The sequence below is a fragment of the Massilia brevitalea genome (assembly GCF_030711405.1).
Taxonomy (GTDB): Bacteria; Pseudomonadota; Gammaproteobacteria; order Burkholderiales; family Burkholderiaceae_D; genus Telluria; species Telluria brevitalea.
In genome coordinates, this window is record NZ_JAULSI010000017.1 from 70,374 (window position 1) to 95,016 (window position 24,643).

The window sequence follows — 24,643 nt, forward strand, 5'->3', positions numbered from 1 at the left end:
ATCTTGCTGATCACTTCAACCGTACGGTGGGCACCCCGTGCCCACGCGGTTACGTGCCTCTGCCTGCACCGCTAACGGTGATGATTCGCTCGCGAAAATGGAAAACGGCCAAAACGCATGCATAGCGTTTTGGCCGTTGATGATGTCGCGGGCGAAGATTCACGGCCACAGGTGCAAGCATACGCACGTAACCGCGTGGGCACGGGGTGCCCACCGTACGGAAAATGGCGCCGCCCCAGGAAGCGGCGCAGGCCAAGCAGACCGCGCCAGAACCAGCGAACTGCTTACCGCACCGTCACCAGCGCCGGCGCCTGTTCCCACCCACCACCCAGCGCGCGCGCCACGGCCACCGACGCCAGCAAGCGCTGGGTCCGGATCTGCGCCGCCGCGCGGTCGGCTGCCAGCGTGCTGCGCTGGGCGTCGATCACGTCCAGGTAGGTCGACACGCCACGCTCGTAGCGCGCCTGCGCCACCAGCAGCGCACGCGCCGCCGCCTCTTGTGCCTGGGCCTGCACGTCGCCCTGCTTCTGGCGCCCCTGCACGTCGGACAATGCATCTTCCACTTCGCGCAGGGCCGTCAGCAAACGGTTCTCATGGTTCGCCACTGCTTCGTCATAGCGCGCCTGGTACAGCGCCAGGTTGGCGCGGTTGCGGCCGCCGTCGAAGACCGGCAGCGACAGGGCCAGCGGCCCCACCGAGAACTGGCGCGCGCTGCCGCCCGCCAGATCGCGCAGCGATTCCGACGCGTAGCCGAAGTTGCTGGTCAGCGTCAGCGACGGATAGAACAAGCCCTCGGCCACGCCCACCTGCGCATTCGCCGCCTTCAGGTTCGCCACGCTGGCGGCCAGGTCCGGCCGCTGGCTCAGCAAACTGGCCGGCAGGCCGACCGGAATGGCGGGGGGCAGCGGCAGCGCGGTCCTGGCGGCACTGGCCACCAGCGGCGTGCTCGGCGAGACACCCACCAGCACCGCCAGCGCATGCTCGACCGCGTTGCGCTGGCGCTGCACCTCGTGCAAGTCGGCTTCGGCATTCGCACGCTCGATGCGGGCACGCGATACGTCCAGCTCGTTCGACAGGCCGGCATTGAAGCGCGCCTCGATCAGTTCCTGCGCTTCGCGCCGCGCAGCCAGGGCATCGACCAGGATCGCCTGCTCGGCATCGAGCCCGCGCAGCTGCCAGTAGCTTTGCGCCACCTGGCCGGTCAGCATCAGCAGCACGGCGTCGCGGTCGTCCTGGGCCGCCAGCGCGCCGGCATCGGCGGCTTCGACGATGCGGCGCACGCGGCCCCAGATATCGAGCTCGTACGAGAGCGAGGCGCCGACCGTGTAGTTGTTACCTTCGATCGAACGGCCGCCCAGCGCCAGGCCCTGCGCCGTTTCAGCCGAGGTGCGCGAGTTCGAGATGCCGGCGTTGACCGACACGTTCGGCGCCTGGCCGGCGCGCACCACGCCGAGCTGGGCTTGCGCCTGCAGCAGGCGCTGGGCCGCGGCTTTCGCGCCCGGGCTGTCGCGCAGGGCGCGCGCTTCCAGTTCGCTCAGGGTGGCGTCGTTGAAGACGGTCCACCAGTTGGCCGGCAGGCGGGCATTGTCCGCAGGGGCCGTTTCAGAAGAAACGGTGGCATGACGGAAGGCCGCGCCTTCGACAGGCTTCGGCGCCACGAAGTCGGGACCGATCGTCGAGCAGCCGGACACCAGCACGGCGGCCGCCACGGCAAGCGCCGCGCGGCGCGGGAGGTTCTGGGCAAAGGATTCGAACATCGTTTTTCTCTTCAATCGAATAGGGTTCAATGGCCACCGCCGCCGGCGCCGCCGGGGGACTTGACCTTGTCGGCGAGCCAGACCACGGCGATGCACGAGATCAGGATCAGGCCGACGATCCAGAAACCGTCGTTGTAGGCCATCACATACGATTCGCGCCGCACGATGCGGTCGAGCGCGGCGAGCGCCTGGTTGGCCGCCGTGGCCGGGTCGATGCCACTGGCCATGAAGGCCTGCGTCATCTGGTCCAGGCGTTCCTGGGTCGCCGGCGCATAGGTCGACACCGATTCGCCGATGCGCGCCGAGTGGAAGTGCTCGCGGTTGGTGAGCGAGGTCGCCAGCAGCGCGATACCGACCGAACCGCCCAGGTTACGCGTCATGTTGAACAGGCTCGAGGCCGACGGCATGTCCTTCGGCGCGATGCCCTGCATCGCAAAATTCGACAGCGTCAGCATCACGAAAGGCTGGCCGATGGCGCGGATGATCTGGGTCACCATCAGCTGGTCGTAGCCGGTGCTGGCGTCCATGAAGGCGTTCATCAGGCAGGAGCCGCCGAACAGCAGCAAGCCGAAGCTGCACATGATGCGGTTGTCGACCTTCGACGACAGGGCCGCCGCGAACGGCATCACGATCAGCTGCGGCAGCCCGACCCAGGCAATCACTTCGCCGATCTGCATCGGCGTGTAGCCGGCGATCTGGCCCAGGTACAGCGGCAGCAGGTACGACGAACCGTATAAACCCATGCCGGTGACGGCCGACAGCACGGTCGCCACCAGGAAGTTACGCTGGCCGTAGAGGCGCAGATTCACGAACGACTGCTGGCGGACAAAACTGTTCGCTACCCAGCCGAGGATGCCGATCAGGGACAGCGCGGCAAAGCTGATGATGAAGCTGGAATCGAACCAGTCCTTCGAATTACCCTCTTCCAGGAAGATGGTCAAACACCCCAGGCCCATCGCCATCAGGAAGATGCCGAGCCAGTCGGCGTGCACCAGCTGGCCGACCTGCGCCTTTTCCTTGTCCAGGCCCCACATGATGCCGGCGATCAGCAGCACGCCCGGCACCCAGTTGATATAGAAGATCGACGGCCAGCTGTACAGCTCGGACAGGTAGCCACCCAGGGTCGGGCCCATGGCCGGCGCCAGCGTGGCGGTGAGGCCGAAGATGGCCATGCCGGTCGCGCGCTTCGAGGCGGGCAGGCGCGTCATCACGAGGGTCATCGCCATCGGGATCAGGGCGCCGCCGGTGAAGCCTTGCATCATGCGGAAAGCGATCATGCTTTCCAGGTTCCAGGCCGCGCCGCACAGGGTCGAGAAGACCAGGAACAGCGCGGTGGTGCCGATCATGTAGTTGCGCACCCCGAAGGCGCGCGCGAACAGCGCCGTCATCGGGATCACGACGATCTCGGCGCACAGGTAGGCGGTGGAAATCCAGGAACCCTCTTCCTGGGTCGCCGACAACGTGCCCAGGATGTCGCGCAGCGACGAGTTGGTGATCTGGATGTCGAGCACCGCCATGAAGGCGCCGAGCATGCCGGCGGCGACCGCGATCCAGGTGCGCAGCCCGATGGCGGCGCCGGCAGCCGGCGCGCCCGGGAAGGCGCCGGGGGCAGCCTTGGTCGTAGTGCTCATGGGTGGTCCTTGGCGTGTTGGCTCAAGCGATTAGGCTCAGGCGATTACTTGGCCGCAGTGCGGGTCGCTTCCGCCTTCTGGCGCAAGTCGATCTCGGCCACCACCGACATGCCCGGCACCAGGCGGCCGGACAGGCGCTGCACGTCCTTCTGGTCGAACACGATCTTCACCGGCACGCGCTGCACGATCTTGGTGAAGTTGCCGGTCGCGTTATCGGCCGGCAGCAGCGCGAACTGGTTGCCCGAGGCCGGCGAGAAGCTTTCCACGCGGCCGACCAGGTGCTCGTCCGGCAGCGCATCGACGGCCAGTTCCACTTCCTGGCCCTGCTTCAAACCGGCCAGCTGGGTTTCCTTGAAGTTGGCGGTGACCCAGACCTTGTCCTCGACCACGGCCACCAGTTGCTGGCCCGGCTGCACGCGCGCGCCGACTTCCACGCTGCGGCGGCCGATGCGGCCATCGACCGGGGCCACGATGCGGCTGTAGCCGACCTGCTGCTGCGCATCCTTCAATTGCGCCTGCAGCACCTTGATCTGCGCATTCAGCACGTCGCGCGCCGAGCTGGCGGCGGCGATGCTGGCCTTGGCGGCGTTCGCGGTGTCGCGGCGCGCAGCCACGTCGGCGGTGGCGGCGGCGCGCGCGGCGTTCGCGGCGTCGACTTCGGCCTTCGAGACGGCTTTCATGGTGGTGTTGTACAGCTGGCCGAAACGCTCGGCGTCCTGGCGCGCACGCACCAGCAGGGCCTGCGACTGGCCGACCTGGGCGCCGGCCGCTTCGGCCTGCGCCTTGACCTGCGCCACTTGGGCGTCGGCCTGCAGCACCTGCTGCCGGGCGCTGGCGATCTGCGCCTCGATCTGCTCGACGCGCACGTGCTGGTCGGCTGGATCGAGTTCGGCGATCGGGTCGCCCGCTTTCACATGCTGGTTGTCTTCCACCAGCACGCGCGTGACCACGCCGGCGATGCGCGCCGAGACCGGGTGCACGTGACCGGCGACGTAGGCGTTTTCGGTCTCGACGAAGTTATGGCTGCGGTACCACATGCGGCCGCCGGCGACGATGGCAGCCAGGGCGATCAGGCCGACCACGACCAGCACGCGCTTGTTGGGCGGGGTCTTGCCCGGTGCGGCAGGTGCGCCGGCTGGTGCAGCGGATGGGGTAGCGCCGAGCGGGGCTTGCGGGCCCGAAGTCTGCGGTTGGGACATGAAGGCAACTCCGAAAAGGGAATAAGTGTTGTCCTACATTATTCGGCATTCGCCTGGGTTCGTCAAGAAATGAAACGGTTGCATTTCATTTGTTGGTGATTTACAGTGACGGCATGAGCAAACCATCGCAAGCACTCGCAGCGCCGGAAGGCCAGGCGCCCGCCTGCCCTCGCAGCGCCGGCCGTCCAAAGGCGGGCGACGTCGAAGCACGCACCCAGGACCTGATCGACGCCGCCGCCCGCCTGTTCCTGGCCAACGGCTATACCCGCACCAGCCTGGAAGCCATTGCCCGCGCCGCGCGCGTTGCGGTGCGCACCATCTACGTGAAGTTCGGCGGCAAGGCCGGCCTGCTGAATGCGGTGCTGGTGGCGCGCCGCGATCAGTTCTTCCGCATGCGCGACATGGACACGGACATGCGGCCCCTCCGTGAGGTGGTCGGCGACTTCGCGCACCAGTTCTTCGATCTGCTATACAAGGACCAGTTGATTGCGATGCAGCGCGTGGTGATCGCCGAGGCGCCCGGCAACCCTGAACTGGCGGATACGTTCTACGGCGCCGGCCCGCGCCTGACGCGCGAAATGATCGACCGCTACTTCGCCCGCGCCGACGTGCGCGCCCAGCTGCGCGACGATTTACCCTTCGGCCAGCTGACGGCTTTCCTGATCAGCATCATCTCCGGCGACAGCGTGCAGCGCTTCGTATTTCCCGACGCCCAACCATCGAGCGCCGAAGCGCATCGCCTGCTCGATGAACGGCTGGCCATGTTCTATCGCGCCGTGTTGCGATAGGTCTTTTTCCGCTGGATACTGCTGAGCAAATGTGCGTCAGCGCACCGATCCCGTGCACGCTTGTGTGAGAACCTGACTCCCTTATCAAGGAGGATGTCATGGATCTCAACAAGAACATCACTGTGTTCAATTGCAAGGGGGCAGCATGAGCAAGACTTCCCGTTATGAATGGCGCGACCAGCAAGCCGCGCTGCACGAACGCATGAAGGGGTTCCTGCAGAACCCGGGTAACGAACAGCTGGAAGCCGTCGTCGCCGAAATGCGCGCCTACGCCAACGCCGCCAAGACCGGCCAGATCGATATTCCGCAGACCTGGACTGCCTACAGTTGACCAGGACCAGCTAGCGCATACGCGCATGCCGCCCACGCAAGTCGGGCGGCATTTTTTTTGCCGCTCTATCGCCAAAAAACAACTGGGGTCAAGTCTGACATTCGGACACGAACTCAGGCGTACCAGGAGCCTGCCGAGGTTTAATGCAGAGCTCGTGTCTCGATGTCAGACTTGACCCCGGCTGCGCCGCTCTATCGCCAAAAAACAACTGGGGTCAAGTCTGACATTCGGACACGAACTCAGGCGTACCAGGAGCCTGCCGAGGTTTAATGCAGAGCTCGTGTCTCGATGTCAGACTTGACCCCGGCTGCGCCGCTCTATCGCCAAAAAACAACTGGGGTCAAGTCTGACATTCGGACACGAACTCAGGCGTACCAGGAGCCTGCCGAGGTTTAATGCAGAGCTCGTGTCTCGATGTCAGACTTGACCCCGGCTGTGCGGCGTCTGGAACTGTTTGCGTTGCGTCTCTCGACGCCTGAGGCGCCAATCATGGCCGGACCATGGAATAGTTGCCGTCAGCAGTACCGATGCATACAAACGACGGCGCCAGGGCATAAGTGCCAAACTTGTCTATACCGCACACCGTTGAACTTGTTGATTATTATTCAGTCAAGTTTCCGGTATGATTGGCTCCGAATTCATCAATTTCACATCCACTTTGGCGGAGGAGCGCGTATGGGTACGCAAGCAGAAAGATTCGCCAAGCGCGAGATAGACGCCCCGAAGGAGTTCACCGGGGCGGAACTCGACATGGTGCGCCGGGAAGTGGAAGACCGCCTCGCCGCCCTGCTCGCCGACAGCGGCCCGAACTCCGACCGCCTGGCCGCCGCCATGCGCGCCGCCGCCCTCGGTTCCGGCAAGCGCATGCGCCCGCTGCTGCTGATGCTGGTCGCGCGCGACCTCGGCTGCGATTCGCCGGCCCTGATCGACGTCGCCTGCGCCGTCGAACTGGTACATGCTGCCTCGCTGGTGCTCGACGACATGCCCTGCATGGACGACGCCCGGCTGCGCCGCGGCAAACCCACGATCCACGTGCAGTATGGCGAAGACGTCGCCATCCTCGCCTCGATCGCCCTGCTCAGCCGCGCCTTCGGCATCCTCGGCGCGGCCCAGGATATTCCGCCGCCGGTACGCACGCGGCTGGTGGCGCGGCTGTCGGAAACCATCGGCGCACAAGGCCTGGTGCGCGGCCAGTTCCTCGATTTGCAGGCCACTGCCCGCTCGGCCGAGGACATCGCCACCACCAACGAACTGAAAACCGGCGTGCTGCTCGGCGCCGCGGTCGACATGGCCGCCATCATTGCCGAAACTGACGACTGCGTGGCCCGCTCGCTGCGCGCCTTTGCACTGGCCGCCGGCCACGCCTTCCAGCTGCGCGACGACTTCCAGGACGGCCCCGGCATGGACCCGACCATCACCGGCAAGGACACGGGCAAGGACGTCAACAAGGCCACCTTCATCAACACGCTCGGCTTCGACGAAGCGCGCCGGCGCCTGATGGACCACCTGCACGAAGCCGACCGCTGCCTGACCGACGCCATCGGCAGCAAGCAGGGCACGCGCCGCTTCGTCGGCAGTTTGTTCGGCGGCGGCGCGGGGCACTACTTTGCCGGCCAGCAGGCCGACTACGCGGTGCGCCATTGAGCATGGCTCCAGCTGCCCCGTCGAATCAACCCGTGTAATCCAAGGAATCAGCGCATGGCCCACTTCGGCGTGGTCGCACCGGCGTTCTACAGCCACTACAGCGCAATGGCGGCGCTCGGCCTCGAACTGGCCGCGCGCGGCCACCGCATCACCTTCCTGCATCAGGTCGATGCCGGCGCCTACCTGAAGGACCCACGCCTCGGCTTCCACGCGCTCGGCCGCGACACCCACCCGGCCGGCACGCTGGCCGCTTCCATCGAGCGCGCCGCCAATCCCGGCGGGCCGCTGGGCCTGCGCCGCGTGATCCAGGACATGGCGCGCACCACCGGGATGCTGTGCCGCGAATTGCCGCCCGCCATCGAGGCGCTCGGCATCGACGCCCTGCTGTGCGACCAGATGGAAGCGGCCGGCGGCCTGGTGGCCGAGGGCATGGGCCTGCCCTTCGCCTCGGTGGCGAACGCGCTGCCGGTGAACCGCGAGCCCGGCATCCCGCTGCCGGTCATGCCCTTCGACTTCGAGGACAGCGAGCGCGCGCGCCACATGGTCGAGGGCAGCACGCGCGTCTACGACTGGCTGATGTCGCCGCATGCCGAGGTGATCGCGGCGCAGGCGCGCAATCTGGGCCTGGCGCCGCGCAGCGCCCTGCACGAATGCCTGTCGCCGCTGGTCGAGGTGAGCCAGACCGTCGAGACCTTCGACTTCCCGCGCAAGGCGCTGCCGCCGCACTTCCATCATGTCGGCCCGCTGCGCTCCACGCAGGCCGACCAAATCCACGACGACGGCCGCCGCATGCCGGATGTCGATCCCGGCCGTCCCTTCGTCTTCGCTTCGCTCGGCACCCTGCAGGGCGGGCGCTTCGGCCTGTTCAAGCGCATCGTGCAGGCTTGCCGCAAGCAGGACGTGCAGCTGCTGGTTGCCCACTGCGGCGGTCTCGACGAACGCCAGGCCCAGGCCCTGCGCGAGCTGGGCGCCGACTGGGTGGTGGCCTTTGCACCGCAACAGGAAGTCCTGGCGCGCGCCGACGTCGTGATCTCGCACGCCGGCTCGAACACGGTGATGGATGCGATTGCCGCCAGCACGCCGATCCTGGCGCTGCCGATCGCCTTCGACCAGCCCGGCGCGGCGGCGCGCATCCGCCATGCCGGCATCGGCCTGTCGGCGTCGCCGCGCTTCGCCAGCCCGGCGCAGATCGGCCGCCTGCTGCGCCGCCTGCTCGACGATGCCGGCTTCGCCAGACGCATGGCGCCTCTGGCCCAGGACCTGGCGCGCGCCGGCGGCGCCGCGCGCGCGGCCAGCCTGGTCGAAGACGCCCTGGGCCAGCGGCTCGCCTTGCGCCAGCCCGTCCAGGCGCAGGTGCAAGCAGGGCCGCCGGCAACGGCCGAGACGGGTGTGGCCAGCCTTGGATAAACCCGTCATGGCAAGCGACACGCAATACGATGTGATCCTGGCCGGCGGCGGCCTGGCGAATGGCCTGATCGCCTGGCGCCTGCACGCCCAGCGCCCCGGGCTGCGCATCCTGCTGCTGGAAGCAGAGGAACGCATCGGCGGCAACCACACCTGGTCCTTCCACGACGGCGACCTGACGCCGGAGCAGCATGCCTGGATCGCGCCTGTCGTCGCCAAACGCTGGCCGCGCTACGACGTGGTCTTTCCTGATTACGCCCGCACGCTGGGCAGCGGCTATGCCAGCGTCACCTCGGACGCCTTTGCGCGCGTCGTTAGTGCGGCGCTCGGCCCCGCCTTGCGCACCGGCGTGCGGATCGATGCGCTGACCCCGACCACGGTCACGCTGGCCGGCGGCGACGTCCTGCATGCAAGCGCCGTGATCGACGGCCGCGGCGTACGCGCGTCGGACCGCCTGGCGCTCGGCTACCAGACCTTCCTCGGCCAGGAAGTGCGCCTGGCCGCGCCGCACGGACTCACCGCCCCGATCATCATGGACGCCAGCGTCGAGCAGCAGGGTGGCTACCGCTTCGTGTATACCCTGCCCTTCGATGAACACACGCTGCTGATCGAAGACACGCATTACGTCGACACCGGCGCCTGGGAGCCGGAGCGCCTGCGCGCGAATATCGCCGAGTATGCGCAGGCGCGCGGCTGGCAGATCGAGGAAGTGCTGCGCGAAGAACACGGCTCGCTGCCCATCGTGCTGGCCGGCGACTTCGACGCCTACTGGCGCGAGCTCGATGGCCAGCCTTGCGCCGGCCTGCGCGCCGGCCTGTTCCACTCGACCACCGGCTACTCGCTGCCGCATGCGGTGCGCCTGGCCGAGCGCATCGCCGGCCTCATTGACAACGGCGCCGACTTCAGCGCCCCGCGCCTGTTCGCGGCGATCCGCGACGAAGCGCAACAGGAATGGCGCGCCCAGCGCTTCTTCCGCCTGCTGAACCGCATGCTGTTCCTGGCCGGCAGCCCCGACAAACGCTGGCGCGTGATGGGGCGCTTCTACCGCCTGTCGCCGCGCCTGATCGCCCATTTCTACGCCGGCCGCCTGCGCCTGCGCGACAAGGCGCGCATCCTCAGCGGCAAACCGCCCGTGCCCCTGGTGGCCGCCTTTGCCGCGGCCCGCAAGATCCACCCTCGTCAGATCAGGAACCCCGAATGAACCAACAACAAACCGCCGTGGTCATCGGCGCCGGCTTCGGCGGCCTGGCGCTGGCCATCCGCCTGCAAGCGCGCGGCATCCAGACCACCCTGCTCGAAAAACGCGACAAGCCGGGCGGCCGCGCCTACGTCTACGAAGACCAGGGCTTCGTCTTCGACGCCGGCCCCACCGTGATTACCGATCCGTCCTGCATCGAGGAGCTGTTCACGCTGGCCGGCAAGCGCATCGAAGATTACGTCGAGATGCTGCCGGTCGAGCCCTTCTACCGCCTGTGCTGGGAAGACGGCAGCCATTTCGATTACCTGAACAACCAGGAAGCGCTGGACCGCCAGATCCACGCGCGCAACCCGGCCGACGTCGAGGGTTATAAACGCTTCCTCGCGTATTCGAAGGCCGTGTTCGAGGAAGGCTACATCAAGCTCGGCACCGTGCCCTTCCTGTCGTTCCGCGACATGATCCAGGCCGGCCCGCAGCTGGCGCGTTTGCAGGCCTGGCGCAGCGTGTACGGCATGGTGTCGCGCTTCATCCAGGACGAGCATTTGCGCCAGGCCTTCTCCTTCCACTCGCTGCTGGTCGGCGGCAACCCCTTCGCCACCTCCTCGATCTACACCCTCATCCATGCTTTGGAACGGCGCTGGGGCGTGTGGTTCCCGCGCGGCGGCACCGGCGCGCTGGTCAAGGGACTGGTCAAGCTGTTCCAGGACATCGGCGGGCGCTTCGAGCTGAACGCGCCGGTGGCGCGCATCGAAACGAGGGACGGCCGCGCCACCGGCGTGCGCCTCGAAGACGGCCGCCTGTTCCAGGCCGACGCCGTGGCCTCGAATGCCGACGTGGTCCACACCTACGCCAAGCTGCTCGGCCACGATGCCCGCGGCGCGGCCGAAGCGGAATCGCTGAAGAAGAAACGCTTCTCGAATTCCCTGTTCGTGCTCTACTTCGGACTCGACCACTACCATTCGCAGCTGCAGCACCACACCGTGTGCTTCGGCCCGCGCTACCGCGAGCTGATCAAGGACATCTTCAACGGCGAATCGCTGGCCGACGATTTTTCGCTCTACCTGCACGCGCCCTGCGTCACCGACCCCTCGCTGGCGCCGCCCGGCTGCGGCAGCCATTACGTGCTGGCGCCGGTGCCGCACCTGGGCAATGCGCCGATCGACTGGGAAGTCGAAGGCCCGCTGTACCGCGACCGCATCTTCGAGTACCTGGAAAAACGCTATATGCCGGGCCTGCGTAGCCAACTGGTCACCAGCCGCATCTTCACGCCGCACGACTTCCGCGACCAGCTCAACGCCCACCACGGCTCGGCCTTCTCGCTGGAACCGATCCTGACCCAAAGCGCCTGGTTCCGCCCGCACAACCGCGACGCCGAGCTGGCCAACGTTTACCTGGTCGGCGCCGGCACCCACCCCGGCGCCGGTGTGCCGGGCGTGATCGGCTCGGCCAAGGCCACTGCCGGCCTGATGCTGGGCGAGGTGGCGGCATGAGCGAAGCGCTGATGCAGCATGCCACCCAGACCATAGCGGTCGGGTCGAAGAGCTTTGCGGCGGCGGCGAAACTGTTCGATGCCGAGACCCGGCGCGGGGTGCTGATGCTGTATGCCTGGTGCCGCCATTGCGACGACGTGGTCGACGGCCAGGAGCTGGGGTTCGCCCCCGCCGCCGTAGCGGCGGCGCCGCACGCGGCCGGCCACGACCCCGTCAAGGAACTGGCCCTGCTGCGCGACCAGACCCGCCGCGCCTACGCCGGCGAACGCATGCACGATCCGGCCTTTGCCGCCTTCCAGGAAGTCGCGCTCAAGCACGGCATCGAGCCGCGCCATGCCTACGACCACCTGGCCGGCTTCGCCATGGACGTCGAGGAAGCGCGTTACGAGACCATCGACGACACCCTGCGTTACTGCTACCACGTGGCCGGCGTGGTTGGCCTGATGATGGCCTCGATCATGGGTGCGCGCGACCCGGCCGTGCTGGACCGCGCCTGCGACCTGGGCCTGGCCTTCCAGCTGACGAACATCGCACGCGACATCGTCGACGATGCGCAGATCGGGCGCTGCTATTTGCCGGCAGCCTGGCTGCGCGAAGCCGGCATCCCCCAGGACGAGATCGCGCTGCCGCGCCACCGCGAGGCGCTGGCGAACATCGCCGCACGCCTGGTCGACCATGCCGAGCCGTATTACGAATCGGCCTACGCCGGACTGGCTGCGCTGCCCGTGCGCTCGGCCTGGGCAATTGCCACCGCACGCCTGGTGTACCGCCAGATCGGCATCGTGGTGAAGCGGCGCGGGCCGCGCGCCTGGGACACGCGCGCCGGCACGAGCAAGCTCACCAAGTTGTGGCTGCTGCTGCGCGGCGGGTTCGACGCGCTCAGTTCACGGATTCGGACGACGAATTCGCCGCGCCCTGCCCGGCTGTGGACGCGCCCTGCTGCTGAGTCGGCTGCTGGTTCGGCTGGCGCCGCTGCAGGCGGCCTCCATGCAGCGCCTGCAACTGCTGCTTGAGGCTGTCGGCCGAAGGGGCATACAGGAAGCCAAAGGAGACCGCGCCATCCTTGCCGTCCACCGCGTGGTGCATGCGGTGGGCCTGGTAGAGGCGCTTGAGGTAGCCCTGCCTGGGCACGTAGCGGAAAGGCCAGCGCCCGTGCACCAGGCCGTCGTGGGCGACGAAGTAGAGGAAGCCGTAGGCCGTCATGCCGGCGCCGATCCATTCCAGCGGATGGTAGCCGCGCGTGCCGGCGTAGATGAGGGCGATGGCGACGCCGGCGAAGACCACCGCGTACAGGTCGTTCTTTTCGAACCAGCCGGTGCGCGGCTCGTGGTGCGACTTGTGCCAGCCCCAGCCGAAGCCATGCATGACGTACTTGTGCGCGACGATGGAGAAGACTTCCATGAACACGACGGTGAGCACGACGATGAGCGTATTGAGCAGCATGGTTTGACGAATTAACAAGAAGCCGGGATACCAACAGCCTACCATGGCGCGCAGTGCGCACGGCTGGGGAATCGGCGTTTCCTCCCATGAATAAAGGACGACACATGTTTTTCAAGATGGTTTTCGGTTGCACCCTCTTTGTCACCCTATCCTGCGCGCTGACGGCAGGCGCATCGGCCGCCACGGTCGAGGTCCGCGTGTCGGGCGTCACCCCCGGCAAGGGCAAGGTGAACGTCGCCCTGTGCGACAAGGAACGCTTCCTGAAGCAATGCAGCTACAGCGGCTCGGCGCCGGCCAGGGCGGCGGAGACGGTGGTGACGCTGAAGGATATCCCGGCCGGCAACTGGGCCGTGCTGGCCTACCAGGACGAGAACGAGAACAATGAGCTCGACCGCAGCTTCATCGGCGTACCAAAGGAAAACTACGGTTTCAGCCGCGATGCGCGCGGCAAGTTCGGTCCGCCGGGCTTCGAGGACGCAGCGATCGAGGTCAAGGATGGGACGACGGTGGCGCCGGTGAAGTTGAAGTAAGCGTCGGGTGGCGCGCGCGTGCGGCAGTGACAATTGAAGAGATTGCGGCGACGCTTGCAATGCTAGAGTTTGCAGTCGCAGGCGTTTTGCCTGTCCACACTTCGAAGGAGCAAGGATGAAGAAGCTGTTTCTGCTGGCTGGCGTAATGCTGTCGCTGGCCGGATGTGCCGCTACTGCCGATACCAGTGCAGGCCAGTCATCGCGCAAGGAACGCATGGCCGACTCGAACACGCCGACCGGCACCCTCATTCCGCGCAAGAAGGCCGAGCGTGGCGCGGTGAATAGCGGCGAGATCGACAAGCAGGCCTTCGAAAACGAGCGGATGAACAGCGGCGGCACCAACAACGGGCTGGGCCGCTAGGCCTGCCTGGCAGCCCGCCTAGGCGCCGTCGATCACCCGCATCAGGAAATGCATCTTGCGCGGCGCCCGGTGACGCTCGTGAATCTCGCGCGTCAGCACTTCTACCCGGCGCGGCTGCAGCGCCAGCTGGCGCACGTCGATCGGCGCCCCGGCCGCCAGGTTGCCCGCGAACTGGGCCGCCAGATGCTGCGACACCGTTCCTGTCAGCGTAACCGGAACCCCGTGCAGCGTCGTCTTCAGCTCGAAACTGCGCGACTCGGGCAGGACGAACACCGTCCCGACGAATTCGTTGCCGTGCTCTTCCATGGTTGTCTCCATCGATGACCGGTGCCTCTTCATCATAGCAAGCCGGCGGCACAGTTCAACATCGGCACGCTTGCAACTCGCGCCGCCGGCATGCATCTGGCGCCGGCGCCGCTCTCCTTCGTCGCATTGCCGCACCGCGCGGCAAGCGCCTCGCTACAGTGGCCTCACCCTACAACGCCACTGGAGAACGCCATGAAACTGCAACGCCTCACCGCCTGCCTCGCCCTCGTCCTCGCCACCGCCACTGCCGCAAGCGCCCACGCCGGCGACCTGAGCATCACCGTCGAGGGCGTGAAAAACGACCAGGGCCAGATCATGGTCGCGCTCTACGATTCGGCCGACGGCTTCCTGAAGCGCACGGTGAAAGCCGGCGCGGCCCCGGCCGCGAATGGCAGCACCAAGGTCGTCGTCAAGGACGTCCCGGCCGGCGCCTACGGCTTTGCCCTGTTCCACGACGCCAACGGCAACGGCAAGATGGACAAGAACATGATGGGCATCCCGTCCGAGGACTATGCCTTCAGCAACAACGCCCTCGGCAACATGGGGCCGCCGTCTTTCGAGCAGGCGCGCTTCAGCGTGCCGGCCGCCGGCGCCGCCGTCACCGTTTCGCTGCGCTGAGGGCATCATGGAACGCCGCCATTTCCTCACGGCTAGCCTGGGCCTGGGCGCCCTTGCCCTCACCGGCAACGCCCGCGCCGATGCCGCCACCTACGGGCGCTTCCACGCCGCCCTGGCGCGCGACAAATCGCTCGCCGTGTATGCCGACCAGGTCGGCGAGCAATCCGGCCTGGCCGTGGTCGAAGGCCGCCTGCCAAAGGACCTGCAGGGCAGCGTCTACCGGAACGGGCCCGGACGATTCGAGCTCGGCGGCGAGCGCTACCACCACTGGTTCGACGGCGACGGCTTCGTCCAGCGCTGGACCATCGACGGCGGCAAGGTGCGCCACCAGGGGCGCTTCGTCGAAACCCGGCGCTTCCGCGACGAGTCCGATGCCGGCCAGTTCCTGTATCCCGCCTTCGGCACCATGGTCGCGCGCCGCGGTTTTCGCGACAACGACACCCTGAACGCCGCCAATACCAACCTGCTGCCGTTCGCTGGCCGCCTGTACGCGCTGTGGGAAGGCGGCTCGGCCACCGAGGTCGACCCGGAATCGCTGGCCACGCTCGGCATCAAGACCTGGCGCGACGATGTGAAGACGATGCCCTTCTCGGCGCATCCGAAGGTCGATCCGCAAGGCGGCATGTGGAACTTCGGCGCCCTGCCCGGCGCCAACCGCCTGGCGCTGTACCAGATCGATGCCCAAGGTACGCTGTTGCGGACGAACGTGCTGGAGGTGCCGCAGCTGGCGATGGTGCACGACTTCGCCGTCAGCGCGAAGCACCTGGTCTTCGTGGTGCCGCCTTATGACTTCAGCGGTGATCCGGCACTGAGCTTTGCCGAGCGCCACACGTGGGCCGGCAGCGGCGCCAGGGCGCGGCCGACGCGCATCGTCGTGGTGGCGAAAGACACGCTGGCCTTGCGCCAGGTCTTCGCGCTGCCGCCGCAGATGGTCTTCCACCTCGGGAACGCCTGGGACGATGGCGACTGCACCCGCTTCGACGTGGTGCTGCACGCGGGCGACGCCCTCGCCGGCCTGGGCAGCCTGATGAGCGGCACGCGCGTCGACAACGCGCCGGGACGCAGCCAGGCCGTGCAGGTCTGCCTCGACTATGCCAGCGGCCGGGCCACGACCCAGCGCCTGCTCGGCCCCAGCGAATTCCCGCGCGTGATGCCGCAGGTGGTCGGCACGCGCCATCGGCGCCTGGCCCTGCTCAGCAGCGACCGCTCCAACCGCGAACTGGTACTGGACACGGTGAACGTGGTCGACACCGACAGCGGCAAGGCGGACAGCTACCGCTTCGGCGCCGGCTGGCAGGTCGAGGAACACGTGCTGGTCCCGCGTCGCGGCGCCCGCAACGAACGCGACGGCTACCTGGTCGGCGTGGCCCAGGACACCCGCCGTGGCGTGGGCGTACTGAGCGTGTTCGACGCGGCGCGCATCAGCGACGGACCGCTGGCCCTGGCCAGCTTGCCCTATCGCACACCGCACTGCTTTCATGGTAATTTCCTGACTACTTGAACGCCCCCATGACCATGTCTTCCAACCCGCCTGAATCCGCGCCGCGCGGCGTGCATCCGCTCGAAGTGCTGGCGCCGTTCCGCCGCATCCGCGCTTCGCCGTTGCGCAACCTGATCTACACCTTCGTCTGGAACTGCCTGATCGGCCTGGTGCTCGCCGTCGCCGAAGAGTGGCTGTTCCATCGCTCCGGGCCTTTTGGGCCGAGGCTGGTGGCGATGCTGATCGGCGCCAACGTGGTCGGCTTCCTGATCCATGGCGCCCTGTACAGCCTGCGCCGCTTTGCGCCACTGGCAGTGTCGGGCAAGGGCTGGCGCCCGCGCCTGGCGCAGATGGCGGTATCGTGCCTAGGCGCCCTGCTCGGCATCGGGCTGATGCGCGTGGTGCTGTCGAACGCCCATCCGCTCGACGTGCTGCGCTCGGGGCCGATGATCACCATCGCCGTGTACGCCGTCGGCACCGCCATCATCATCCGCCTGGTGCTGTTCGCCGGCGAGCGCCGCATCGAACGCGAAGTTGAGCTTACTACGCAGGCCGCGCGCCAGCAGGAGCAGATTGCCGCCGCCGGACGCATGCTGGCCGAAGCGCGATTGCGCGCGCTGCAGGCGCAGATAGAACCGCACTTCCTGTACAACACCCTGGCGAATGTGGTCAGCCTGATCGACACCCAGCCGGCCCAGGCGCGGCGCATGCTGGAGCGCTTCATCGACTACCTGCGCGCCAGCCTCGCCGCCAGCCGCGGCGACTCTGCCACGCTCGGTGGAGAGCTCGACCTGGTGCGCGCCTACCTCGACGTGCTGGGCGTGCGCATGGGTGCGCGGCTGCGCTACCGCATCGAGGCGGATGCCGATACGCGCGCATTGCCGATCGCGCCCATGCTGCTGCAGCCGCTGGTCGAGAACGCGATCATGCACGGCATCGAGCCGAAGATGGAAGGCGGCGAGGTGCTGGTGCGGGCGCGGCTGGTCGAGGATGCGCTGTGCGTCGAGGTGAGCGACTCGGGCATGGGACTTGGCCATGCCCCGCCGCGTCCCGGCGGCGGCGTCGGCCTGTCGAACCTGCGCGAGCGGGTGCGCCAGCTGCACGGTCCGGCAGCTCAGCTACAATTAATCGAAAACCAGCCCTGCGGCGTGACCTCGCGCCTGCTGCTTCCCTTACCTGAGGTGCCACCATCGACTCCCCCCGCGCCCTGATCGCCGACGACGAACCGCATTTGCTGGACTACCTCGCCTTTCAACTGGCCCAGGCCTGGCCCGAATTGCGCGTAACGCGCGCCGCCAACGGCATCCAGGCGCTGGAATTGATCGACGAGCTGGCGCCCGACGTCGTCTTCCTCGACATCCAGATGCCGGGCCTGACCGGGCTCGATGTGGCCGCGCGCCTGTTCGGCGGCGGCCGTGCACCGCGCGTGGTGTTCACGACGGCGCACGAGCAGTATGCGGTGCACGCGTTCGAGCACGCGGCGTTTGATTATTTGTTGAAGCCGATCGGGCTGGAGCGTTTGCAGCGCACCGTGGACAGGTTGCGCGAGGCCTTGCGTTCGTCGGCCCCTGCGCCGGCGGTGGCGCCGGATGCCTTGCAGGCGCTGCTGCGCCAGCTGGGAGTGGCGGCGCCTGCCGCTGCCGCCGCGCCGGCGCCGCTGCAGTGGATACGCGCGGCGCAAGGGACGGAGACACGGCTGATTGCGGTCGACGAGGTGATTTACTTCCAGAGCAACGACAAGTACACCAGCGTGTTCTTGGCCGATGGCGAGAGCTTGATCCGCACACCCTTGTCGAAGCTGAAGGAGCAGCTCGATCCGCAGCAGTTCTGGCAGATTCATCGCGGGGCGATCGTGGCGGCGAAGCATGTCGCGGGGACGCGCACGGATTTTCGCGGGCGGCTGTACGTGAAGCTGAAGGGGCGCGAGGAGCAGCTGGTGGTGAGCCGGAATTACGTGGACTTGTTCCGACAGATGTGAGACAGCGTGTCCAGCATCCTGCGGCGTATCCCGTAGGGTGGGCCGGGCCGCGCTAGGCACTCCGTGCCCACGCGGTTACGTGCGTGTCCTTTCACCCATGGCCTTCGCCGGTCGATGGTTGCGATGTGGTTTAAGCCGGCGAGCGACACCTCACCGTCAACGTAAGAAGGATACGCACGTACCGCGTGGGCACGGAGTGCCCACCCTACGATTGACGTCTCGTTTCCATGCACACGTAACGGATGATCAATAAAAAACGGGACCTTGCGGTCCCGTTCCATTTTGCGGCTACGTCAAGGCTCAACGCTTGCGCGGCGGCGGCAAGTCGGTGCAGACGCCTTCGTAGGCCTCTGCCGCCATGCCGATCGACTCGCCCAGCGTCGGGTGCGGGTGGATGGTCTTGCCGATGTCGATGCCATCCGCGCCCATCTCGATGGCCAGCGCGATCTCGCCGATCATGTCGCCGGCATTCGTGCCGACGATGGTGCCGCCGATGATGCGGTGGGTCTCGGCGTCGAACAGCAGCTTGGTGAAGCCTTCCGAACGGCCGTTGGCGACGGCGCGGCCCGAGGCGGCCCATGGGAAGTGGCCCTTCTCGACCTGGATGCCCTTCTGCCTGGCTTCGTCTTCGGTGATGCCGGCCCATGCCACTTCCGGATCGGTGTAGGCCACCGATGGAATGACCTTCGCATCGAAGTAAGCCTTTTCGCCGTGCGCCGCTTCCGCAGCCACGTGGGCTTCGTGCACCGCCTTGTGCGCCAGCATAGGCTGGCCCACGAGGTCGCCGATGGCGAAGATGTGCGGCACGTTGGTGCGCATCTGGCCGTCCACGCCGATGAAGCCGCGGTCGGTTACGGCCACGCCGGCCTTGTCGGCGGCGATCTTCTTGCCGTTCGGGCTACGGCCGACGGCCACCAGCACCATGTCGTACAGCTGCGGTTCCGGTGCGGTGGCGCCGGCTTCGGCGGCTTCGAAGCTGACCTTGATCCCTTCCGGCAGCGCTTCCACGCCGACGGTCTTGGTCTTCAACATGATGTTGTCGAAGCGGTGGGCGTTGAACTTCTGCCAGACCTTGACGGCCTCGCGGTCCGCCCCCTGCATCAGGCCGTCCATCATCTCGACCACGTCGATGCGCGCACCGAGGGTCGAGTAGACGGTGGCCATTTCCAGGCCGATGATGCCGCCGCCGATGACCAGCATCTTCTTCGGCACCTGGCGCAGTTCCAGCGCGCCGGTCGAATCCACGATGCGCGGATCTTCCGGCACGAACGGCAGCTTCACGACCGCGGAGCCGGCGGCGATGATCGCTTTCGCGAACTTCACCACTTTTTTCGCGCCGTCGGGACCGCTGACTTCGATGTGGTTCGGGCTGAGGAACTGGCCCACGCCCTGCACCACATTCACCTTGCGCGCCTTGGCCATGCCGGCCAGGCCGCCGGTCATGGTCTTGATGACCTTGTCCTTGTGAGCGCGCAGCTTGTCGATGTCGACTTCCGGGCGGGCGAAGGAGACGCCGAGGTCGGCCATGTGCGCGGTCTCGTCCATGATGTGCGCCACATGCAGCAGCGCCTTCGACGGGATGCAGCCCACGTTCAGGCAGACGCCGCCCAGGGTGGCGTACTTCTCGACCAGCACCGTGTTCATGCCCAGGTCGGCCGAACGGAAGGCGGCCGAGTAGCCGCCAGGGCCGGCGCCCAGCACCATCATCTCGCACTCGATGTCGACCTGGCCGCTGTAGCTGGCCGCGTCCGGCGCAGGCACGGCGTCCGGGGCGGCGGCATCAAGCTTGTGGGCCGGCGCGTACGAGTCCGTTGGGCTGGGCGGCACTCCGCCAGCGGCGGCGGTCGGCGCAACGGCTTGCGCGCCGATCTGCGCATCCGGTTTCGACGACTCGGCAGGCTTCTCGGCTGGAGCCGATTCGGCCGCAGGCGCGGCAGCGCCGGCGCCCTCTTCGATCATCAGCAGCAGCGAACCTTCGTTCACCTTGTCGCCGACCTTGACCTTCAGTTCCTGCACCACGCCGGCGTGGGTCGATGGAATCTCCATCGACGCCTTGTCCGATTCCACGGTGACCAGCGACTGGTCGACCTTGATCGTGTCGCCGACCTTGATCATCAGCTCGATGATCTCGACGTCCTTGAAATCGCCGATATTCGGGACTTTTACTTCAACAGTACTCATGCTCGGCGCTCCTTACAGAAGGGTCTTGCGCAGGTCGGCCAGCACTTCGGCCAGGTAGGCGGCGAAGCGTGCGGCGCCGGCGCCATCGATGACGCGGTGGTCGTAGGACAGCGACAGCGGCAGCATCAGGCGCGGCTGGAAGGTAGAACCATCCCATACCGGTTTCATCGCCGACTTCGACAGGCCGAGGATCGCCAGTTCCGGTGCGTTGATGATCGGCGTGAAGGCGGTGCCGCCAATGCCGCCCAGCGACGAAATGGTGAAGGTCGCGCCCTGCATGTTCGCCGGGCTCAATTTGCCTTCGCGCGCTTGTGCGGACAGCTCGCCCATCTCGGTGGCGATCTGCGACACGGTCTTCTTGTCGGCATCCTTCACGACCGGGACCACCAGGCCGTTCGGGGTGTCGGCAGCGAAGCCGATGTTGTAGTACTGCTTGAGGATCAGGTTGGCGCCGTCTTCGCTCAGCGAGGCGTTAAATTGCGGGAACTTCTTCAGCGCGGCGACCGATGCCTTGATCACGAAGGCCAGCATGGTCAGCTTCACTGCCGACTTCTGCTTGGCCAGCGCCGCGTTGGAATCGACGCGGAACTGTTCCAGGTCCGTGACGTCCGCTTCGTCGAAGGTCGTCACGTGCGGGATCATGACCCAGTTGCGGTGCAGGTTCGGACCGCTGATCTTCTTGATGCGCGACAGCGGCAGCAGTTCGGTCGGGCCGAACTTCGAGAAGTCGAGCGACGGCCATGGCAGCAGATCGAGGCCGACGCCGGAACCGCCGGCTTTCGTTGGTGCGGCGGCAGGTGCGGCCATCACGCCCTTGACGAAGTTCTGCACGTCGGTCTGGGTGATGCGGTTCTTCGGACCGGTGCCCGGCACGCGCGACAGATCGACGCCGAGTTCGCGCGCAAACTTGCGGATCGATGGGGAGGCGTGGGCTTTGCTTGCGTCGCCGGCTGGGGCGGCGGCAGGTGCAGGCGCAGCGGCAGGCGCCGGTGCAGCAGCAGGTGCTGGCGCAGCAGGTGCTGGAGCAGCAGGGGCTGGAGCAGCAGGGGCCGCAGCAGCAGGAGCCGGCGCAGCAGCAGGCGCAGCTTCAGCAGCCGGTGCCGCAGGCGCAGCAGCGCCACCCTCGGCTTCCTCCAGCATCAGCACGAGCGAACCTTCGGCCACTTTGTCGCCGACCTTGACTTTGATTTCCTTGACCACCCCCGCATGGCTCGACGGGATCTCCATCGACGCCTTGTCGGATTCGACGGTCAGCAGCGACTGGTCGACCTTGATCGTGTCGCCCGGCTTGACCATCAGTTCGATGACTTCGACTTCCTTGAAGTCGCCGATGTCCGGGACTTTGACTTCCACAATGCTCATAGTGTTAGCTCCGTTCTTATTTATCTGGCTGGATCGGCAAGACGCCGGCCACGAAGGGCCGGCGCAACACCATTCACATTATTGGGTGACAGGATTCGGCTTGTTCGCATCGATGCCGTACTTGGCGATCGCCTGGGCCACGACCGACTTGTCGATCTTGCCTTCGTCGGCCAGCGCGCGCAGGGCGGCAACCACGACGTAGTAGCGGTTCACCTCGAAGAACTCGCGCAGCTTGACGCGCGAATCCGAGCGGCCGAAGCCGTCGGTGCCCAGCACCTTGTAGGTGCGGTCTTTCGGCATGTAGGCGCGGATCTGTTCGGCGAACATGCGCATGTAGTCGGTGGTCGCGACGATCGGGCCGCTGGTTTCCTGCATCAGCGAGGTCACGTACGGCACGCGTTGTTCGGCTTCCGGATTGACCATGTTCCAGCGCTCGCAGTCCTGGCCGTCTCTAGCCAGCAGCGTCAGCGACGGAGCGGACCAGATGTCGGCGGCGATGCCCCAGTCGGCGGACAGCAGCTCGGCGGCGAAGATCGATTCGCGCAGGATGGTGCCGCAGCCGATCAGCTGGACGCGGTGCTCGGTCTCGCCACCCTTCTTGAACAGGTACATGCCCTTCAGGATGCCCTCTTCGGTGCCGGCGGTGAGACCTGGCTGCTCGTAGTTCTCGTTCATGATGGTGATGTAGTAGAACACGTCTTCCTGTTCTTCCACCATGCGGCGCAGGCCGTCACGGATGATCACCGCCACTTCGTGCCCAAAAGTAGGGTCGTACGGCAGGCAGTTCGGCACGGTCGCTGCGATGATGTGGCTATGGCCGTCCTCGTGCTGCAGGCCTTCGCCGTTCAGCGTGGTGCGGCCGGCGGTGCCGCCCATCAGGAAGCCGCGCGCACGGATGTCTCCGGCCAGCCAGACCAGGTCGCCCACGCGCTGCATGCCGAACATCGAGTAGAAGGTGTAGAACGGCACCATGGTGCGGTTGTTCGACGAGTACGAAGTCGCTGCCGCGATCCACGAGCTCATGCCGCCCGCTTCGTTGATCCCCTCTTGCAGGATCTGGCCGGCCTTGTCTTCGCGGTAGTACATGACCTGGTCTTTATCCACCGGCTCGTACAACTGGCCCTGCTGGTTGAAGATGCCGATCTGGCGGAACAGGCCTTCCATGCCGAAGGTACGCGATTCGTCGACCAGGATCGGGACGATGCGCTGGCCCAGGCTCGGGTCCTTCAGCAGGCTGGTGATCACGCGCACATATGCCGAGGTGGTCGAGATTTCGCGGCCAGGGGCGGTTGGTTCCAGCACGGCCTTGAACGATTCGAGCGGCGGTACCACCAGCTGCTCGTCGGACTTCGAACGGCGCTGCGGCAGGTAGCCGCCCAGGGCCGCACGGCGCTCGTGCAGGTACTTCATTTCCGGCGCGTCGTCGGCCGGCTTGAAGAACGGGATCTCGGCCAGCTTGTCGTCCGGGATCGGGATCGCGAAGCGGTCGCGCATTTCGCGGATCGCTTCATCGTCCAGCTTCTTGGTCTGGTGCGCGGTGTTGCGCGCCTCGCCCGACTTGCCCATGCCGAAGCCCTTGACGGTCTTCACCAGCAGCACGGTTGGCGTGCCTTTGTTTTCCTGCGCGTTCTTGAACGCGGCGTAGATCTTGTGCGGGTCGTGGCCGCCGCGGGTCAGGCGCCAGATGTCGTCGTCGCTCATGTTGGCGACCATCTTCAGCAGCTCGGGGTGCTTGCCGAAGAAGTGCTTGCGCACGTAGGCGCCGTCTTTCGCCTTGTAGTTCTGGTATTCGCCGTCGACGGTTTCCATCATCACGCGCTGCAGGATGCCGTCCTTGTCTTTCGACAGCAGGGCGTCCCACTGCGAGCCCCAGATGACCTTGACGACGTTCCAGCCGGCGCCGCGAAAGTCGGCTTCGAGTTCCTGGATGATCTTGCCGTTGCCGCGCACAGGGCCGTCCAGGCGCTGCAGGTTGCAGTTGACGACCATGACCAGGTTGTCGAGACGCTCGCGCGCGGCCATGCCGATCGCGCCCATCGATTCCGGCTCGTCCATCTCGCCATCGCCGCAGAAGACCCATACCTTGCGGTTGGCGGTGTCGGCGATGCCGCGCGCGTGCAGGTACTTCAGGAAGCGCGCCTGGTAGATCGCCATCAGCGGGCCCAGGCCCATCGACACGGTCGGGAACTGCCAGAAGTCCGGCATCAGTTTCGGGTGCGGGTACGAGGACAGGCCCTTGCCGTCGACTTCGCGGCGGAAGTTCAGCAGCTGGTCTTCGCTGATGCGGCCTTCGAGGAAGGCGCGCGCGTAGATGCCTGGCGAGGAGTGGCCCTGGATGTACAGCAGGTCGCCGCCGTGGGTATCGGTCGGGGCGTGCCAGAAGTGGTTGAAGCCGATGCCCAGCATGTTGGCCAGCGAAGCGAACGACGAGATGTGGCCGCCCAGGTCGCCGTCGGCGCGGTTGGCCTTGACGACCATCGCCATCGCGTTCCAGCGCATCCACGAGCGCAGGCGCTCTTCGTATTCGAGATTGCCCGGGCTGTTGACGTTCAGGTGCGCCGGGATGGTGTTGACGTAGGCGGTGTTGCTGGAGAACGGGATATGGGCGCCACGGCGGCGCGCCAGGTCGACCAGGCGCTCCATCAGGTAGTGGGCGCGTTCGGTACCTTCGTTTTCGATGACCGCTTCCAGCGCCTCGAGCCATTCCTTGGTTTCGAGGGCGTCCGGGTCATTGGCGGACTGGGCCGTCAATTGGTCGAGTTGAGCTGACATGGTAATGCGTCTCCTTTTGTGGCCCCACCCCGATCCCCAGATCGCCGGCGGCGGATTTGATGAACAGTTAACGTAGATTAAGCCATCGGATTTTACCAGTGAAGACTGCCTTTTTCAAAATACGATATAGCATTTCATATTGTGGAATTACGTAGGGTGGGCACTTGTGC

The 24,643-nt window shown here is 66.4% G+C and carries 19 protein-coding genes and 2 pseudogenes; 13 read left to right on the forward strand and 8 right to left on the reverse strand.

Annotated features, from left to right (window positions below; all coding sequences use genetic code 11):
• Window positions 1-284: 284 nt before the first annotated feature.
• The 3 genes from QWL29_RS12735 to QWL29_RS12745 are packed head-to-tail and all read right to left on the reverse strand — an operon-like array spanning window position 285 to window position 4,587.
• Entirely contained in the window at window positions 285-1,757 is a 1,473-nt protein-coding gene (locus QWL29_RS12735) for an efflux transporter outer membrane subunit (protein ID WP_305823260.1), read from the reverse strand.
• 26 nt (window positions 1,758-1,783) lie between these two features.
• On the reverse strand, window positions 1,784-3,388 hold the full coding sequence (locus QWL29_RS12740; RefSeq protein ID WP_305823261.1) for a DHA2 family efflux MFS transporter permease subunit: 1,605 nt from the start codon (window positions 3,386-3,388) through the stop codon (window positions 1,784-1,786).
• Window positions 3,389-3,432: 44 nt separating this feature from the next.
• A complete protein-coding gene (locus QWL29_RS12745; RefSeq protein WP_305823262.1) occupies window positions 3,433-4,587 on the reverse strand; it encodes an HlyD family secretion protein in 1,155 nt (384 codons plus the stop codon).
• Between the two features lie 113 nt (window positions 4,588-4,700).
• Here QWL29_RS12745 and QWL29_RS12750 point away from each other — a divergent pair, with 113 nt between their 5' ends.
• The 7 genes from QWL29_RS12750 to crtB all read left to right on the forward strand — a co-directional run bounded on the left by QWL29_RS12750 (window position 4,701) and on the right by crtB (window position 12,455).
• On the forward strand, window positions 4,701-5,375 hold the full coding sequence (locus tag QWL29_RS12750) for a TetR/AcrR family transcriptional regulator (protein WP_305823263.1): 675 nt from the start codon (window positions 4,701-4,703) through the stop codon (window positions 5,373-5,375).
• 145 nt (window positions 5,376-5,520) lie between these two features.
• Window positions 5,521-5,706, forward strand: coding sequence for a hypothetical protein (locus tag QWL29_RS12755; RefSeq protein WP_305823264.1), 186 nt, complete (start codon window positions 5,521-5,523; stop codon window positions 5,704-5,706).
• A gap of 675 nt (window positions 5,707-6,381) precedes the next feature.
• Window positions 6,382-7,350: a polyprenyl synthetase family protein gene (locus QWL29_RS12760; RefSeq protein ID WP_305823265.1), complete on the forward strand. Its 969-nt coding sequence runs from the start codon at window positions 6,382-6,384 to the stop codon at window positions 7,348-7,350.
• Window positions 7,351-7,404: 54 nt separating this feature from the next.
• Window positions 7,405-8,757, forward strand: a complete 1,353-nt coding sequence (locus QWL29_RS12765) for a glycosyltransferase (RefSeq protein ID WP_305823266.1) — start codon at window positions 7,405-7,407, stop codon at window positions 8,755-8,757.
• A 7-nt stretch (window positions 8,758-8,764) separates the two neighbouring features.
• Window positions 8,765-9,955 carry a lycopene beta-cyclase CrtY gene (gene crtY / locus QWL29_RS12770; protein ID WP_305823267.1) on the forward strand — a complete coding sequence of 397 codons (1,191 nt, stop codon included), beginning with the start codon at window positions 8,765-8,767 and terminating at the stop codon, window positions 9,953-9,955.
• A complete protein-coding gene (locus QWL29_RS12775) occupies window positions 9,952-11,442 on the forward strand; it encodes a phytoene desaturase (protein WP_305823268.1) in 1,491 nt (496 codons plus the stop codon). The genes crtY and QWL29_RS12775 overlap by 4 nt, the downstream gene beginning before the upstream one ends.
• Window positions 11,439-12,455, forward strand: a complete 1,017-nt coding sequence (gene crtB, locus QWL29_RS12780) for a 15-cis-phytoene synthase CrtB (RefSeq protein ID WP_305823269.1) — start codon at window positions 11,439-11,441, stop codon at window positions 12,453-12,455. Before QWL29_RS12775 ends, crtB begins: the two co-directional genes overlap by 4 nt.
• A 37-nt stretch (window positions 12,456-12,492) precedes the next feature.
• Here crtB and QWL29_RS12785 read toward each other — a convergent pair.
• A pseudogene (locus tag QWL29_RS12785) lies at window positions 12,493-12,930 on the reverse strand (sterol desaturase family protein); the annotation flags it as partial.
• Window positions 12,931-12,989: 59 nt separating this feature from the next.
• On the opposite strand from QWL29_RS12785, the gene QWL29_RS12790 reads away from it, so the two are divergent.
• Complete coding sequence (locus QWL29_RS12790; protein ID WP_305823270.1) at window positions 12,990-13,415, forward strand: DUF2141 domain-containing protein; 426 nt, start codon at window positions 12,990-12,992, stop codon at window positions 13,413-13,415.
• A gap of 115 nt (window positions 13,416-13,530) precedes the next feature.
• Complete coding sequence (locus tag QWL29_RS12795; protein WP_305823271.1) at window positions 13,531-13,776, forward strand: hypothetical protein; 246 nt, start codon at window positions 13,531-13,533, stop codon at window positions 13,774-13,776.
• Between the two features lie 18 nt (window positions 13,777-13,794).
• Here QWL29_RS12795 and QWL29_RS12800 read toward each other — a convergent pair whose 3' ends face one another.
• On the reverse strand, window positions 13,795-14,082 hold the full coding sequence (locus QWL29_RS12800; protein WP_305823272.1) for a hypothetical protein: 288 nt from the start codon (window positions 14,080-14,082) through the stop codon (window positions 13,795-13,797).
• A 192-nt stretch (window positions 14,083-14,274) separates the two neighbouring features.
• On the opposite strand from QWL29_RS12800, the gene QWL29_RS12805 reads away from it, so the two are divergent.
• Genes QWL29_RS12805 through QWL29_RS12820 form a run of 4 tightly spaced genes read left to right on the forward strand, consistent with a single transcriptional unit; the run spans window position 14,275 to window position 18,158 of the window.
• Window positions 14,275-14,700 carry a DUF2141 domain-containing protein gene (locus tag QWL29_RS12805; RefSeq protein ID WP_305823273.1) on the forward strand — a complete coding sequence of 142 codons (426 nt, stop codon included), beginning with the start codon at window positions 14,275-14,277 and terminating at the stop codon, window positions 14,698-14,700.
• Between the two features lie 7 nt (window positions 14,701-14,707).
• On the forward strand, window positions 14,708-16,201 hold the full coding sequence (locus QWL29_RS12810) for a carotenoid oxygenase family protein (RefSeq protein WP_305823274.1): 1,494 nt from the start codon (window positions 14,708-14,710) through the stop codon (window positions 16,199-16,201).
• Between the two features lie 8 nt (window positions 16,202-16,209).
• A complete protein-coding gene (locus QWL29_RS12815; protein ID WP_305823275.1) occupies window positions 16,210-17,391 on the forward strand; it encodes a sensor histidine kinase in 1,182 nt (393 codons plus the stop codon).
• A 20-nt stretch (window positions 17,392-17,411) separates the two neighbouring features.
• A complete protein-coding gene (locus QWL29_RS12820) occupies window positions 17,412-18,158 on the forward strand; it encodes a LytR/AlgR family response regulator transcription factor (RefSeq protein ID WP_305823276.1) in 747 nt (248 codons plus the stop codon).
• A gap of 300 nt (window positions 18,159-18,458) precedes the next feature.
• Here the strand turns inward: QWL29_RS12820 and lpdA are convergent, their stop codons facing one another.
• The 3 genes and pseudogenes from lpdA to aceE form a co-directional block, all read right to left on the reverse strand.
• Window positions 18,459-20,339 (reverse strand): dihydrolipoyl dehydrogenase, encoded by a 1,881-nt coding sequence (gene lpdA, locus QWL29_RS12825; RefSeq protein ID WP_305823277.1) that lies wholly within the window; start codon window positions 20,337-20,339, stop codon window positions 18,459-18,461.
• A 12-nt stretch (window positions 20,340-20,351) separates the two neighbouring features.
• Window positions 20,352-21,758 (reverse strand): annotated as a pseudogene (gene aceF, locus QWL29_RS12830) (dihydrolipoyllysine-residue acetyltransferase); the annotation flags it as partial.
• A gap of 21 nt (window positions 21,759-21,779) precedes the next feature.
• Window positions 21,780-24,473 carry a pyruvate dehydrogenase (acetyl-transferring), homodimeric type gene (gene aceE / locus QWL29_RS12835; RefSeq protein ID WP_305823278.1) on the reverse strand — a complete coding sequence of 898 codons (2,694 nt, stop codon included), beginning with the start codon at window positions 24,471-24,473 and terminating at the stop codon, window positions 21,780-21,782.
• Between the last annotated feature and the right edge of the window lie 170 nt (window positions 24,474-24,643).